The organism is Mycolicibacterium llatzerense (assembly GCF_000878195.1).
Taxonomy (GTDB): domain Bacteria; phylum Actinomycetota; class Actinomycetes; order Mycobacteriales; family Mycobacteriaceae; genus Mycobacterium; species Mycobacterium llatzerense.
Window position 1 is genome coordinate 138523 of the sequence record NZ_JXST01000001.1, and the last position, 13938, is coordinate 152460.

Annotated in this window: 15 protein-coding genes; 5 read left to right on the forward strand and 10 right to left on the reverse strand. The window is 66.9% G+C overall.

Translation table 11 applies throughout. From position 1 onward, the window contains the following. Positions 1-77: 77 nt before the first annotated feature. The 3 genes from TL10_RS00695 to ku all read right to left on the reverse strand — a co-directional run bounded on the left by TL10_RS00695 (position 78) and on the right by ku (position 2841). Entirely contained in the window at positions 78-1154 is a 1077-nt protein-coding gene (locus TL10_RS00695) for an NAD(P)H-dependent amine dehydrogenase family protein (protein WP_043983995.1), read from the reverse strand. Positions 1155-1165: 11 nt separating this feature from the next. Next, on the reverse strand, positions 1166-1957 hold the full coding sequence (locus TL10_RS00700; RefSeq protein WP_043984148.1) for an SDR family oxidoreductase: 792 nt from the start codon (positions 1955-1957) through the stop codon (positions 1166-1168). 89 nt (positions 1958-2046) lie between these two features. Then, on the reverse strand, positions 2047-2841 hold the full coding sequence (ku, locus tag TL10_RS00705) for a non-homologous end joining protein Ku (protein ID WP_043983996.1): 795 nt from the start codon (positions 2839-2841) through the stop codon (positions 2047-2049). A gap of 46 nt (positions 2842-2887) precedes the next feature. Between ku and TL10_RS00710 the strand changes: the two genes are divergently transcribed. Next, positions 2888-5104, forward strand: coding sequence for an ATP-dependent DNA ligase (locus tag TL10_RS00710; protein WP_043983997.1), 2217 nt, complete (start codon positions 2888-2890; stop codon positions 5102-5104). On the opposite strand, the gene rnhA is transcribed toward TL10_RS00710, so the two are convergent. Genes rnhA through TL10_RS00730 form a run of 4 tightly spaced genes read right to left on the reverse strand, consistent with a single transcriptional unit; the run spans position 5091 to position 6953 of the window. Continuing rightward, entirely contained in the window at positions 5091-5561 is a 471-nt protein-coding gene (gene rnhA / locus TL10_RS00715; protein ID WP_043983999.1) for a ribonuclease HI, read from the reverse strand. The two genes, TL10_RS00710 and rnhA, sit on opposite strands and share 14 nt — an antisense overlap. Continuing rightward, a complete protein-coding gene (locus tag TL10_RS00720) occupies positions 5558-5737 on the reverse strand; it encodes a hypothetical protein (RefSeq protein ID WP_043984000.1) in 180 nt (59 codons plus the stop codon). The genes rnhA and TL10_RS00720 overlap by 4 nt, the downstream gene beginning before the upstream one ends. Further along, positions 5734-6378, reverse strand: coding sequence for a glyoxalase/bleomycin resistance/dioxygenase family protein (locus TL10_RS00725; RefSeq protein WP_043984002.1), 645 nt, complete (start codon positions 6376-6378; stop codon positions 5734-5736). The genes TL10_RS00720 and TL10_RS00725 overlap by 4 nt, the downstream gene beginning before the upstream one ends. Next, on the reverse strand, positions 6375-6953 hold the full coding sequence (locus TL10_RS00730) for a TetR/AcrR family transcriptional regulator (protein WP_043984004.1): 579 nt from the start codon (positions 6951-6953) through the stop codon (positions 6375-6377). The genes TL10_RS00725 and TL10_RS00730 overlap by 4 nt, the downstream gene beginning before the upstream one ends. 95 nt (positions 6954-7048) lie before the next feature. Between TL10_RS00730 and TL10_RS00735 the strand changes: the two genes are divergently transcribed. Both TL10_RS00735 and TL10_RS00740 read left to right on the forward strand, forming a co-directional pair. Then, positions 7049-8209 carry an acyl-CoA dehydrogenase family protein gene (locus tag TL10_RS00735; RefSeq protein ID WP_043984006.1) on the forward strand — a complete coding sequence of 387 codons (1161 nt, stop codon included), beginning with the start codon at positions 7049-7051 and terminating at the stop codon, positions 8207-8209. 124 nt (positions 8210-8333) lie between these two features. After that, complete coding sequence (locus tag TL10_RS00740; RefSeq protein ID WP_043390753.1) at positions 8334-8696, forward strand: DUF5709 domain-containing protein; 363 nt, start codon at positions 8334-8336, stop codon at positions 8694-8696. A 59-nt stretch (positions 8697-8755) separates the two neighbouring features. On the opposite strand, the gene TL10_RS00745 is transcribed toward TL10_RS00740, so the two are convergent. Both TL10_RS00745 and TL10_RS00750 read right to left on the reverse strand, forming a co-directional pair. Continuing rightward, complete coding sequence (locus TL10_RS00745) at positions 8756-9631, reverse strand: LLM class flavin-dependent oxidoreductase (protein WP_043390755.1); 876 nt, start codon at positions 9629-9631, stop codon at positions 8756-8758. A gap of 59 nt (positions 9632-9690) precedes the next feature. Then, positions 9691-10887 carry a diiron oxygenase gene (locus tag TL10_RS00750; RefSeq protein ID WP_043984008.1) on the reverse strand — a complete coding sequence of 399 codons (1197 nt, stop codon included), beginning with the start codon at positions 10885-10887 and terminating at the stop codon, positions 9691-9693. Between the two features lie 116 nt (positions 10888-11003). On the opposite strand from TL10_RS00750, the gene cobF reads away from it, so the two are divergent. Continuing rightward, positions 11004-11759: a precorrin-6A synthase (deacetylating) gene (gene cobF, locus TL10_RS00755; RefSeq protein WP_043984009.1), complete on the forward strand. Its 756-nt coding sequence runs from the start codon at positions 11004-11006 to the stop codon at positions 11757-11759. Further along, positions 11756-12151 carry a phage holin family protein gene (locus TL10_RS00760; protein WP_043984011.1) on the forward strand — a complete coding sequence of 132 codons (396 nt, stop codon included), beginning with the start codon at positions 11756-11758 and terminating at the stop codon, positions 12149-12151. The genes cobF and TL10_RS00760 overlap by 4 nt, the downstream gene beginning before the upstream one ends. On the opposite strand, the gene TL10_RS00765 is transcribed toward TL10_RS00760, so the two are convergent. Then, the gene (locus TL10_RS00765; RefSeq protein WP_043984013.1) at positions 12148-13932 is read right to left on the reverse strand and encodes an FUSC family protein; all 1785 of its coding nucleotides are present in this window, start codon (positions 13930-13932) and stop codon (positions 12148-12150) included. The two genes, TL10_RS00760 and TL10_RS00765, sit on opposite strands and share 4 nt — an antisense overlap. Positions 13933-13938 lie beyond the last annotated feature (6 nt).

Sequence of the window (13938 nt, forward strand, 5' to 3'; positions counted from 1 at the left end):
TCAGAATCGGACGCAGTGATTCTGGCTTTGAGAGGTAGGTCACCCGCTAGCGACGAATGACTCTATTTTCGACGGCGTCAGTTGGGGCGGTACAGGCCTTTTCCGGTGATGAGCGGCAGATCCAGCGTCGTCCGGATGCCCGGCTCGGCGGCGACGACTGCGGGAATGGCGTTCACGACGCGCGCCGCGGTAGCCACGAGTCCGGCGTGATTGTGGTCGCCCTTGCGGCTGCTGAGACACAGGTCAAGGGCGTACGACGGCTCGCCGGTCACCTCGACGCGGTACGAGCCGCCCTCCTGGGCCGGCTGCGGCCAGTCGGGGCACAGGTCGTCACGCAGGCGGGTGATGTGCTCCAGCACGACGGCCGGGCGGCCGTCTTTCATGCCGCGCACCTCGAACCGCATGGCCGCCGTGGTGCCCGCGGGGATGTGGCCCGACGCGATGTCGAAGTCCTCGGGTGCCGGCACCCGGGTGTGCTCCTCGGTCAGCTCGTCGAGCTCGATGCCGAGGCCCGCGGCCAGCTGGCGCACCACCGAACCCCAGGCCAGGCTGAGCACGCCGGGCTGCAGCAGCATCGGCAGCTCGTCGATGGGCTTGCCGAAGCCCATCACGTCGAACATCACCGTCGCGCTGTCGTAGGTGGCGTAGTCGACGATCTCCATGCACCGGACCTGCTCGATGCTCTGGCAGGTGCCCATGAGGGCAAGGGGGAGAAGGTCATTGGCGAATCCGGGGTCGATGCCATTAACAAATAGGCTCGAACAGCCCTCCTGCGTGGCGTCTTCGAGCGGCGCGATCAGTTCGGCGGGCAGCACCTGCCACGGGTACTGCAGGAACACTGCCGCACTGGCGACGACATTGACCCCGGCGGCCAGGATGCGCCGGTAATCTTCGAGCGCTTCGGGCAGCCGGTTGTCGGCCATGGCGGTGTAGACGACGCAGTCCGGCTTGCCGGCCAGGATGGCGTCGAGGTCGTTGGTGGCCTTGATTCCGGTCGAAACCTCAAGTCCGGCAAGCTCTCCGGCGTCCTTGCCGGCCTTGGCGGCCGAGGACACCCAGACGCCGGTCAGTTCGTAGGCGGGGTCATTGATGAGTTGAGTCAGGGCATGGCGGCCGACGTTGCCAGTGCCGACTGCGGCGACTTTGATTGGCATGTAAGGGTTCCTCACAGGTCCGGGATGGGTAGGTCGAGGTTGGGAAACGTGAGGCCGCCGTCGACCTCCAGCACCTTGCCGGTGACGTAGGCGCCGGCCGGTGACGCCAGGTACAGTGCCGCCGCGGCGATGTCCTCGGGGTCGCCGAGGCGGCGCATCGGGGTGGCCTTTTCCATGGGATCGCGCAACGCGTCGTTGGAGGCGACGATGTCCAGCGCCGAGGTCAGGATCGAACCGGGGGCGATGCCGTTGACCCGGATCTTCGGGCAGAGGTCCATCGCGGCGAGCTTCGTGTAGTGCGCCAATGCGGCCTTGGCGGTGCCGTACGCGGCGAAACCGCGGCCCGCCAACCGGCCGACGGCCGAGGTGATGTTGATGACGCTGCCACCGCCGGCGTGCTCCAGCATCAGCGGGACCGCCGCCTGGGTCAGCGCATGCGCGGTGGCCACGTTGAAGGTGAAGGCGTCTTTGAGATCCTGCGGCGAGGTGTACATGAGCGGAGCGGGCATGGTGCCGCCGACGTTGTTGACGACGACATCTAGTCTGCCGAAGGCGTCGACCGCAGCCGCGGCGAGCTTGGCCGTCTCGTCGGGGTGGGCGAGGTCCGCGGCGACGATGTGCGCCCGTCGGCCGGCCTGCTCGACCAGCTTCGCCACGTCCTGCAGCTGGGACTCGGTGCGCGAGGCAATCACCACGTCAGCACCGGCTTCGGCGAAGGCGACGGCGATGGCCGCGCCGAGGCCGCGGCCCGCGCCGGTCACCACGGCTACCTGGTTGTCGAGTCGGAATCTGTCCAGAATCACGTGTGCCTCATTCGCCTCGTCGTGGTCGTTGTTAGGCACGCTAGCAAGATTGAGGCGCTGCGGGAACAGATTTCTAGAACACGTTTCAATTAGCCCTTGCGGGCTTTGACACTGGCCTCCAGCTTGGCCAGCAGATCGGACACGTCCTCGGTCGCGTCCAGTTCGGTCGCCGCTTCCTCGGTGGTGAACGCCTCGCCGCCCGCGATCTTCGCTTCGATGAGCTCTTCCATCTGCTCGCGGTAGGTGTCGTGGAACTGCTCGGGGTGGAAGTCGTCGGTCATCGAGTCCACCACCTGACCGGCCATCTTGAGCTCGGCCGGCTTGATCTCGACTTCCTTGTCCAGCACGGGGAAGTCCGGGTCACGAACCTCATCGGGCCACAGCAGGGTGTGCACGATCATCACGTTGCGTTTGCCGAAGTCCTTGACCCGTAACGCGGCAAGCCGGGTCTTGTTGCGCAGCGAGAAGTGCACGATGGCGACCCGATCGGTCTGCGCCAGTGTCTGGGCGAGCAGCACGTACGACTTGGACGACTTCGAGTCGGGCTCCAGGAAGTAGCTCCGGTCGTACATCAGCGGATCGATCTGATCGGCGGGAACGAACTCCACCACCTCGATCTCGCGGCTGCGCTCCTCGGGCAGGGTCGCGATGTCGTCGTCGGTGATGATGACGGTCTGCCCGTCCTCGGATTCGAAAGACTTGGCGATATCCCGGAACTCGACGACCTCGCCGCAGACCTCGCACACCCGCTTGTATCTGATGCGGCCATTGTCCTTGGCGTGCACCTGATGAAACTTGATGTCGTGATCCTCGGTGGCGCTGTACACCTTCACCGGCACATTGACCAGTCCGAAGGCGACTGACCCCTTCCAGATGGACCGCATACCCAAGTATGGCCCATGATCGCGTCCGGGCTTGGATACTTGAGCAGTGGAGCAATTCGGACGGGTGCGGCTGACCAACCCGGACAAGGTGCTCTACCCGGCGACCGGTACCACCAAAGCCGACGTGTTCGACTACTACCTCGCCGTTGCCGATGCGATGTTGCCGCACATCGCCGGTCGCCCCGTGACCCGTAAACGGTGGCCCAATGGTGTTGCGCAGCAGCCGTTCTTCGAAAAGCATCTGGCGTCGTCGGCGCCGGAGTGGCTGGACCGCGGCGCCATCACCCATCGCAGCGGGACGACCGTCTACCCGGTCATCGACACCGTCGAGGGGCTGGCCTGGATCGCCCAGCAGGCGGCACTGGAAGTGCATGTGCCGCAATGGCGTTTCGTGGGCGACGCTCCAGGCCCGGCCACCCGCATCGTGTTCGACCTCGATCCCGGCGACGACGTCACGATGGCTCAGCTGTGCGAGGTGGCCCGCGCCGTCCGTGACCTCGTCGCCGGCATGGACCTGGAGGCCTATCCGCTGACCAGCGGCAGCAAGGGGCTGCACCTCTATGTGCCGCTGGCCTCGCCCGTCAGCTCTGGCGGCGCCTCGGCCGTCGCCAAACGTGTTGCCCAGCAGCTCGAATCGTCGATGGGCGGGCTGGTCACCGCGACCATGACCCGCAGCGTGCGGGCCGGCAAGGTGTTCCTGGACTGGAGCCAGAACTCGTCGGCCAAGACGACGGTGGCGCCGTATTCGTTGCGTGGCCGCGATGAGCCGACGGTGGCGGCGCCGCGGAGCTGGGACGAACTCGACGACACCGGGTTGCGCCAGCTGCGGTTCGACGAGGTGCTGACCCGGCTGGACCGCGACGGTGACCTGCTCGCGGGACTGGATGCCGGTGCGCCCGTGGCCGACCGGCTCACCACCTACCGCAGCATGCGCGACCCGGGCCGGACGCCCGAGCCGGTGCCTGCTGCCGAGCCGGCGTTGGGCGAGAACAACCGCTTTGTCATCCAGGAGCACCACGCCCGCCGGCTGCACTACGACTTCCGGCTGGAACGCGACGGCGTGCTGGTCAGTTGGGCTGTGCCGAAGAACCTCCCGGACACCTCGACCGTCAACCACCTGGCGGTGCACACCGAAGATCACCCGCTGGAGTACGCGACCTTCGAAGGCGACATCCCCAAGGGCGAGTACGGCGGCGGGCACGTCACGATCTGGGACGCGGGCACCTACGACACCGAAAAGTTCCGGGACTCAGGCGAACGCGGCGAGGTGATCGTCAACCTCCACGGCAGCCGGGTTTCCGGGCGGTATGTCCTGATCCAGACCGAGGGCAACAACTGGCTGGTCCGCCGGATGAAAGAGCAACGGCTGCAACCGATGCTGGCCACCCATGGCTCGGTGGGCCGACTGTCGCCGGATGACTGGGCCTTCGAAGGTAAGTGGGACGGCTACCGATTGCTGGTCGACGCCGACCACGGCCGGATCCGGCTCACCGCGCGCAGTGGGCGGGACATCACGGACGAGTTCCCGCAATTGCAGTCCCTGGCAGCCGATCTCGCCGAGCACCACGTGATTCTCGATGGTGAGGTGGTGGCGCTGCAGGACGGGGTGCCGAGTTTTCAGGTAATGCAGAACCGCGGCCCCGACACCCACATCGAGTTCTGGTGTTTCGACATCCTGGCCCTCGACGGGCGTGATCTGAGCCGGGCGAAGTACCGGGATCGGCGAAAGCTGTTGGAAACGCTGGCTTCCGATGGCGCATTGACGGTGCCGCCGCTGCTGCCCGCGGCGGATCCCTTGACGTATGCGGGTGACCGCGGTTTCGAAGGCGTGGTCGCCAAGAAATGGGATTCCGGCTACCGGCCCGGACGGTCGGAGGCCTGGGTCAAGGACAAGTTCTGGAGAACCCAGGAAGTGGTGATCGGTGGCTGGCGCGCCGGGGAAGGCGGCCGCACCAGTGGCATCGGGGCGCTGCTGGTGGGGGTGCCGGCTGAGGGTGGCTTGCGGTTCGCCGGGCGGGTCGGCACCGGGTTCACCGACAAGATGCTGGGCGACCTGCGGGCGCTGCTGCAGCCTCTCGAAACCAGTGAATCACCTTTTACCGCAGCACTTTCCACCCTGGATGCCAAAGGTGTGACGTACGTACGGCCCGAGCTGGTGGGGGAGGTGCGCTACAGCGAGCGCACCACCGACAGCCGGTTGCGCCAGCCCAGCTGGCGCGGGCTGCGACCCGACAAGACGCCGGATGAGGTCATCTGGGAATAGCGGCGACGGCTTCTTCCAGGCCCCGGGTCGCCAACTGGTCGGCCAGCTCGTTGTCGGCGACGCCGGCGTGCCCCTTCACCCAGAACCACTCGACCTCGTGCCGGGCGCACGCGGCCTGCAGTCGCTTCCAGAGGTCGACGTTCTTCACCGGCTGCTTGGCCGCCGTCAGCCAGCCGTTGCGTTCCCAACCGTGCACCCACTTGGTGATGCCGTTGCGGACATAGGTGCTGTCGGTGTGCAGGTGCACGACGACGGGCCGCGTCAACGCTTCGAGCGCCATGATCGGCGCCGTCAGTTCCATCCGGTTGTTGCTCGTCTCACCAGGCTCGCCGCCGCACATCTCGCGCACGTGGTGACGCAGGCGCAGCACCGCGCCCCAGCCGCCGGGACCGGGGTTGGGGCGGCAGCCGCCGTCGGTGTGGATGACCACGATGTCATCGGTGTCGGAGTCGCTCATGACTGGCGCGCCTCCTGGAGCAGTCGCACGGCCTTCGGTCCGACGCCGTGCATGGGGAGAAGCTCGCTGAGATCGGCGGGCAGGTCCGCGAGGGTGCGATAGCCGGCGTCGATCAGCGCGCCGGTCGCGGGCCGCCCGATCGAGATGCCGTCGAAGACGGGGCCGCGGTCGGTCATGGTGCGAGGTTAGCGTCCCGGACGTGCGGGGAGATCATCGCCGTGCGGACCGACATCCCGAATTCCTGGTGGCGGAGCGTGGTGATTCGTCGTCCCGGCTGCACCGCCGGTTTGATTGGTGCGGTGCGGTCGCCGAAGTACGCGGCGGTCGCGTCGATGTCCTGGGCGACGAAGGTCAGACCCCACAGCGTCGACGGCCCGTCGCCCGTCGTCTCGGGTGAGCCGACGACTTCGAGGATCACCTCACCCAGCCGGAAGAAGATCTGGCGCATCGGTCGTCCACCGAGTTGTCCGTCGCGCTCCCGGCGTGGATGGACGTCGACCGCCGCCAGCGACGCAACGGTCCGATTCAGGTCTGGCGACAGCAGCACGACGTGGTCGATCGAGATGGCGCCGTTCGCGTGCACGGCCGGCGTCGTTGCCGGGGCGTCCGACCGGGTGGTGGGAATGCCGTCGAGAGGGGCGCCGGACGGCAGCCCGCGCAGCGACCAGCCGACGATGCCCTTGCCGCGGTCACGCCCGACCAACCGGACCCGGACGCCGCCGATCCGGCATACACCGTCCGGGTCGACGGCGAAGCCGGCAGCGGTCCAGGAGTCCGCGGTGTCCGCGACCTCGAACTCGTCGACGGTAACGGTCATTGCGCGGCCTCGTCGACAGCCACCCGCAGCCGCGGCGGTTTCGTATCCGGCGCCACCCGCTGCCACACCGCGTCGACCATGGGTGCCAACAGTAGTTCGCCCATCTGCCGGGCCAGCACGGCCACGACCTGGGTGTTCTCGCGCCGGGTGGTCGAGGCGCGACCGGTCTTGCGGGCGGCCCGGACCTCGCGCTGGGTCAGGTCGACGATGACGTCGATCAGGTGACTGTCGGCGACGTTGGGCTGCAGCAGGGCCCGGCGCACGTAGTCGACCACCGTCGGATTGGCCCGCAGCATGTCCCGGACGGCATCGTCGCGCACTGCCGTCGAGGCGGATTCGGGGACTTCGGCGAGGGCATTGGCGAAGTAGTCGACCACCAGCTGGTCCACCGCATCCCGCAGGCCGGCCTTGGTCTTGAAATGGTGCTGCACCAGTCCCACCGCGACGCCGGCCTCAGCGGCGATGGCGCGCAAGGAGATTCGGTCCTCGCCGTGTTTGGCGTAGAGGTCCAGCGCGGTGTTGCGGATGCGCGCCTTGGCCGTCAGGTCGTCGATAGTTGCCCGCGGATCAACCATCAGACCTCCCGTCGACAACCAGATCAATGTACTGTACACATGAACAGAAGCCTATACAGTTGTATAGCGCACGGAACTTCTAGCGAGGTGGACCGATGTCAGAGCTTTTCCCGAAGTACCGGGCCAGCTGGGAGACCGATCAGCACCGCGAGCTGCGTCAGCACGCCGCGGCGTTCCTGGCCAAAGAGGCCACGCCCAATCAGGAACGGTGGGCCAAGAATCACCAGGTCGACCGCGAGTTCTGGAACAAGCTGGGCGACGCCGGCCTGTTGGGCCTGGACCTGCCCGAGGAGTACGGCGGCGCGGGCGGCGACTTCGGCTTCTCGGCCGTGGTGGCCGAAGAGTTTGCGCTGGCCCATGATTCGGCTTCGGGCTGGTCGGTGCACTCGCCGATCGTGGCCCACTACATCGACACGTACGGCAGCGCGGAACAGAAGGCCCGCTGGATGCCGAAGATCATCAGCGGCGAGACCGTGCTGGCCATCGCGATGACCGAGCCGGGCACCGGTTCGGACCTGCAGGCCGTCCGCACCACCGCGATCCGCGATGGCGACGATTACGTCATCAACGGGTCAAAGACCTTTATTTCCAATGGATCTCTGTGCGACATGGTGGTGATTGTCGCCAAGACCGATCCCGCTCAAGGGGCGGCGGGCGTCTCGCTCATCGTTGCCGAGGTCAACGACCTGCCGGGCTTCGAGCGGGGCCGGGTGCTGGAGAAGGTCGGCCAGCACGGCCAGGACACCCGCGAACTGTTCTTCACCGATATGCGGGTACCGGTCGCCAACTTACTCGGCGAGCAGGAGGGGCTGGGCTTCTACCAATTGATGTCGCAGCTGGCCCGCGAGCGCCTGGTCATCGGCTCCATCTGCGCCGGCATGGCCGAGGCCGCGGTGCTGGAGGCGATCAAGTACACCAAGGAGCGTGAGGCGTTCGGCAAGCCGCTGATCAAGTTCCAGCACAACCGATTCCAGCTCGCCGAGCTCAAGGCCGAGGTGCTGTCCATCAAGACCATGGTGGACTACTGCGTGCAGGCGTTGATCGACGGCGACAACGATCCGGCGATTGCCTCCATGGGCAAGCTGATCGCCGCCGACCGGGCAGTGGCGGTCGTTGACCGCTGCGTCCAGTTCTTCGGTGGCTACGGGTACATGATGGAGTACCCGATCGGCCGGGCCTACGCGGCGGCGCGGGTGAACAAAATCTACGGCGGCACAAGCGAAATCATGAAGGAGATCATCAGCCGCACGCTGTGATCTTTCTGCCCGCGAGCAGACGTGAACACCCCCAAAGCGCGATGGTTTTGGGGGTGTTCACGTCTGCTCACCGGTTGGTGAGCAGTTGGTCGCGGGATTTGGCGATACGTGGCAAGGTGAAGCCATGAGCGGCTCAGACGAGTACGGCGTCGACGACGACGATCAGCTGACCCAGGAGGACATGCTGATCGACCGCGGCGTCGATGACCTGCTGGATGAAGGCTACGAACCGCCGGACGCCTGGCGCGAGCCGCGCGATCACGAGACACTCGATGAACTCCTCGCCGAGGAGGAGCCGGACCCCGCAATGCAACTCGACGATGGTGACACGGTCGACGAGCAGTGGGGTGACGACGAGGTGGGTGACCAGCGGTCCGGCCGCCTCGTCTCGGGCGATCAGGACGGTGAACTCACCGGAGGCGATGTCGGCATCGATGGTGGTGCGGCCTCGGCCGAGGAGGCCGCCATGCACATCATCGACTTGTAACCACCGAGCGAAAACCCCCAAAACGTGCTGGTTTTGGGGGTTTCGCGTCCGCGTGGCGACTAGACCTTGGCGATGACGTTCTCCGCGAACATCTCGAGGTGCTTGATCTTCTCGTCGAGCGGCTGGGTGTCCTCGCCCATGATGTAGGGCACCCGGAAGCCGACGATGACGTCAGTGACGCCCTTGTCCTCGAGGCGCTTCACGCCGTCGACGGTGAAGCCGTCGATCGAGATGACGTGGATCTGGTACTCGTCGCAGAGCCCGATGCGCTCCTCGGATTCGCGGTACTGCGCCAGCTTCTTCAGCAGTGGGTCGAGCTCGGCCGGGTCGCCGCCGCCGTGCATCCAGCCGTCGTTGCGGGCGGCGCGCTTGAGTGCGGCGTCGGCGTGACCACCGACCAGGATCGGCACCGGCTTGGTCGGCGCGGGCGTCATCTTGGTCTTGGGGATGTCGTAGAACTCGCCGTGGTACTCGAAGTAGTCACCCGAGGTCAGGCCGCGGACGACGTCGATGCACTCGTCCATGCGCTTGCCGCGGCGGGCGAACGGCACGCCCATGACGTCGTAGTCCTCGGGCCACGGGCTGGTGCCGACCCCCAGGCCAAGGCGGTTGTCGAACATCGCGGCCAGGGACCCGGCCTGCTTGGCCACCAGGGCCGGCGGCCGGATGGGCAGCTTCAGCACGAAGATGTTGAAGTGCAGCTTGGTGGTGACCGCGGACAGGGCGCCGATCAGGGAGAACGACTCGATGAACGACTTACCGTCGAGGAATTCGCGGTTGCCGTCGGCGGTGTACGGGTAGGTCGAGTCGGACTCGAAGGGGTACGCGATGCTGTCCGGGATGGTCATCGCGTGGTAGCCGGCCTCGTCGGCTGCCTTGGCCAGCGGGATGTAGTAGGACGGATCGGTCATCGCTTCGGCGTAGGTGAACCTCATGACCCGATGTTAGAACGTGTTCTAGTTTTGTGGGCCGGGTACGGCCCATTAAGTGGCCGCTAGGTGAGCGGGAACGGCGGCAGACCGGCGCCGCTGATGGCGTAGCCGCCCTGCTGGCTGCGCTCGGTGACCCTTGCAGTCGCTGTGCGGTCGCCCACCGCCACGGTGACGGGGGTGCGGGGCAGCTCATCGAGTGTCTCGAAAACCGTTCCGCGCCAGTGGTACTGGCCGTCGATCGGATCCAGGTGGCCGGCCAGCCGGACCCGCACCTCGCGGCCGTCGATGGTGGCGGGCCCGTCGTAGAGGTCTTCGGCGTCGGCGATGTCCGCGCGCGCCGCGGGCGCGATGGGGCCGCCGGGCAGGAATCCGCTGCGTCGCCACAGCCGGCGCGCGATGGGGCCGAGGAGTCCAACTTCCTCCAGGAACGAGGCCAGTGGAGCGAAGCCCGCGATCTGCGTCTCGATCCGGTGCGGCGAGGTCCGCGCCATCCGGCGGGCGGCCCTCGCATCCAGGCCGACGCGGCGGTACTGCACCTTGTTGGTGAACAGGAACCGGAAGAACAGCCCGCCGATACCGTTGATGTTGCCGATCCAGAAGCGCTTCGGCCACGACATCTCGGGCGTGCGCTTGCGCAGCCCGTCGCGGGCGAACTGGATGTGCCGGGCCTCTTCGGTGACGTGAATCCGCATGAGCCGCTGCACCATTGGCTGCAGCTCGGGGTCGTCCATCATCTGGCGCTGCAGCGAATCGAAGATCTCCTCGCCGATCAGCGCCGCCACCCACAGCACCGAGCCCTGGAAGGCGAACGGCAGCATGTTGATGATCGTGCGCTGGTACCACTTCGGCCGCACCGGATCGGCGCCGACCTTCTCGATGGCCTTGCCGAACATCACCATGTGCCGGGTCTCGTCACCCAGCTCGGTCAGCTCGTAGTGGGTCGTGCTCGCAGTCGGGTCCTGGTGCATCATCTTGCGCAGCAGCGCCTGGTTCAGGATGTTCTCGAACCAGATGCCCGCCGAGAGGGTGTTCACCAGTTCCTGGCGGGACAGTTCGATCTGCTCGGCCCGGCTCATCGATTCCCAGATCGGCGTGCCGTACAGCGACACCACTTTCGGTGGCAGGAAGTACTTGTCCGGATCGATCGGCGCGTCCCAGTCGATGTCGACGATCGGCGCGTAAGACTTGCGCACAGAGCCTTTGAGCAGGCGCTCGGCGAACTCTGCGCGACTGGTCTGGCCCTTGACCGAAGCTGTCATCGTTGACATCCCTTCGAAAGTGTCCGGTGTCTCGAAGTTACGTCCGATACCGGAGGTAGTCAATACCTGCGGTACTGGATAAAAGTGAGGCCGCCGTAGGCCGCTAGCCTTCGCGGATGCGCACTATCCACGTCATCGGTATCGGTGCCGGCGACCCGGACTACGTCACCGCTCAGGCCGTCGCGGCGCTCAATGACACCCAGGTGTTCTTCGCGATGGACAAGGGTGACACCAAGGACGACCTCGTCGCGCTACGCCGGTTGATCTGTGAGCGGTTCATCGAAAGCCCCGACTACCGGTTCGTGGCGCTGCCCGATCCCAAGCGGGCGAAGGCCGTAGATGGTCGGGCCTACCACGACGCGGTGAATGAATGGCATGCCGCGCGGGCCCGGCTGTGGGCCGAGGCCATCGAAACCGAACTCGGGCCCGACGGCGTCGGAGCCTTCCTGGCCTGGGGCGATCCGTCGCTCTACGACAGCACCCTGCGCATCCTGGACCGGGTCGCCGAACACGTCGAGTTCGAGTTCGACGTCATCCCTGGCATCACCGCCATCCAGGCACTCACCGCCCGACATCGCATCCCGCTCAACGACATTGGCGAGCCGGTGCTGATCACGACGGGCCGTCAGCTGCGTGAGCACGGGCTGGCCGGCGCCGCGGTGGTGATGCTCGACGGCGAGTGCTCGTTCCTGGAATGCCCACCGCAGACCCGCATTTGGTGGGGCGCCTATCTCGGGACCCCGGACGAGATACTGATCGCCGGCACCGTCGCCGAGGTTCGGGAACGGATCGCCCAGGAGCGGGCCGAGGCCCGGGTCCGGCACGGCTGGATCATGGACATCTATCTGCTGCGGGCAGAATCGACGCTATGAAATCGTTGTTGCTGCGGGCCGCCGTGACCGGCCTGGCGTTGTGGGTGGTCACCAAGATGGTGTCGGGGATCGCCTTCGTCTTCCCGGTGGGCAGCAGCCAACTGGAGCGGGTCGGCATCATCCTGGTCGTCGCGTTCGTCTTCGGGTTGGTCAACGCCATCATCAAGCCGATCGTGCAGCTGTTCGCGATCCCGCTGTACATCCTCACGCTCGGCCTGGTCCACATCGTGATCAACGCGTGGATGCTGTGGATCACCTCGTGGATCACCGAGAACACCACGCACTGGGGCCTGTCGATCGACCAGTTCTGGTTCACCGCGATCTGGGCGGCGATCCTGCTGTCGGTCGTCGGCTGGGCGCTGGGTCTGGTGCAGCGCGCCGTCGAACGTTAGGTCAGCGACGCCCGGATCGCCTGTAACTCGGTGGCGCCGAAGGCCGGTGGCTCGATGATGTCGGCTGCCGGACGTCCGGTGCGGACCGTTTTGGCCAGGTCGCCGATGGTTGCGGTCAGCCGCTCGGCGTCGTCGGGGGTGATCGGAGCTTCGGACCGTTCGGTGGCCCAACCCGCGGCTAGCGTCCGGTAGGCCAGTTGCTCGGTGGCCACGATCGCCGGCCAAAGTCGTTCTGCCGCAATCCGGTCCCGGGTCGACCCGCCGATGGCGGTGTCGTAGACCGGGAGCATGGCCATCGCGCGCAGCTGCAGATCACGACGGTCATTGCGGGCCTGGTCGGTGGTGACCGCGCCCGCGGCGAGATGGCTGACCACGACGGCGACGGCATCCAGCGTCGCGGCGATCGACTCGGCGGGGCGCGCTGCCGGATGTCCACGCCGCGTCAGCCACAGCACCAGAAGTGCTACCGCACAGCCGATCACGGTGTCGATGCCGCGGGCGAGCAGGAAGTCGAGCACGTTCGTGATGCGGTGACCACCCGACGCGATGGTGAGTGCCGCCGGCGTGATGAGGATGACCGCGACCGTGTAGTTGCGCACCACGAACATCTCGATCACGAACTGCAGCGTGCCGACGATCAGGGCGAGCCAGGGGCCACCGGGCGCGGCGACCAAGATGCCACCGGCCAGCAACAGGCCGAGCCAGGTGCCCAGGGTGCGTTCGATGCCGCGTTGCACTGTGCGCCGCCAATCGAAACCCTGGTGCAGCATCAGCACCGCCGCCGCCATGGCCCAGTAGGCGTGGTCCATGTTCAGGCCGACGGTCACGGTGCCGGCGATCGCCACGGCGACCGCGGTGCGCAGTGCGGCGGTCAGTGGGGGAGCTCCCGGCGTCACGGCCCGACGCAGCAGGGTGCCGACGGACGGCCGTCCCAGCGGGATCAGGCCCTCGAAACTGCCGCCGATGTCGTCGGGCACCGCGCCCAGCTGTCGTGCCGACGCAGCGCCGTCGACCGACATGGGTTGGCCGCGGTCGGCGGCGGCCATGGCTTCAGCGAACAGCACGTGTAGCCGGCGGTTCGTCATCCGCAGGCGGTAGAGGGCGTCATCCGGTTTGGGCCGCACCGGTTGGAACGTGACCAGGGTGATCCACGCTTCGTGCAGGAGTTGGGCGGCACGGTGCCTGGCGTCAGGCGACGAGGTTTCGATGTAGGTGGCCACCGCTTCGGCCGCACTGGCCACCGCGGCGCGCTCCGGCCCGCGCGGGCGGACCAGGACGCCCGCCATGTGAACCACCCAGGAGAACGCACCGCCGGCCAGCACCAGCGCACCCAGTCGCCACGGGCTCAGGTGCTCGGCCGCGATCCCGACCGCCGCTGCGCAGGCCAGCACCGGCATGTAGGCGCCCGGTGGTCCGACGGAGAGAGCCTGGCAGATCAGCACGGCGATCATCGCGATCACCGACACCACCAGCACGGCGGACCATGGGGTCGCGGCGGCCCAGTCGCCGAGTGCCACGACCACCGCGAAGGCGACGGCGATGGCGCCGAGGTACATCGCGCGGTTGAGATACGGGCGCCCACTGCCGTAGAGCGAGGTGAATCCGCCGATGGTGGCGACCAACCCGGCGGACACGTCTCCGGCGGCCCACCCGGCGAGAATCGGCACCATCATGCAGACCGCGGCCCGTAGCGCGAACGGCCAGCGGCGCGGTACCGCGTTCATGACCAGCATGCGTCGGAGCGGATTGGTGGCCGGGGCGGGCGCCGAGCGGTCTGCCATGTGTAC